At 60.2% G+C, this 733-nt stretch carries 1 protein-coding gene; it reads left to right on the top strand.

The features are described from left to right. A partial coding sequence (locus AC1DDA_RS27405) for a transposase (RefSeq protein WP_476798095.1) occupies positions 1-360 on the top strand: 360 nt, incomplete at its 5' end. Positions 361-733: the final 373 nt, after the last annotated feature.

Genomic DNA, 733 nt, shown 5'->3' with positions numbered 1-733 from the left:
GCGCCGTTTGTCTACGACGGTGCCATGAACGGCACGGTCTTCCTGGCCTATATCGAGCAAGTCCTGGTTCCGACGCTGGAGCCGGGCGATATCGTCGTCATGGACAATCTCCCGGCGCACAAGCCTGCCGGTGTCCGCGAGGCGATCGAACGCGCCGTTGCCACGCTCTCGTTCCTGCCGCCCTACAGCCCGGACTTCAATCCGATCGAGAACGCATTCGCCAAGCTCAAATCCCTGCTGCGGGCCAAGGCCGAACGCACCATCCCCGCCCTCTGGGGAGCTGTTGGAGCAATCGTCGACCTCTTCTCGCCGAACGAATGCGCAAACTACTTCAGAGCGGCGGGATATGACCCGGATTAAGCCGGAAACGCTCTAGTTTCGCGTCGCCGGAAGAGCTGGATATTCTTCAACGATCGCTGGATAGAGCCTGGGCGATGGTCGTTGACCGGCACGGATCCGATCCATTGAAAGCGCCAGGCGAACGGGAGCGGCTTGCCTATATAGCCGCGTCGCTTTGGCAACAGGGTGTTCATAGTTGCGTCGTTGAACAGGCGGTCGAAGAGTTCGAAGCGACCGCGCCCCAGCTAGAGCGTTTCCGCTGATCGTTGAATCGATTGTGAAGTGACGAGCGTGTTCTGGGCTGATTCAAGCTCCTCGAAGAGGAGTTGGATGATGGCCCGAGCTCTGAGCGACGATCTTCGCGTGCGTGTTCTGAAGGCCTCGGCGGACGGAC

The organism is Allobosea sp. 10N428, from assembly GCF_056394545.1.
The sequence above is the reverse complement of the archived record's forward strand: the minus strand, read 5'-3'. Positions and strand labels throughout refer to the sequence as shown.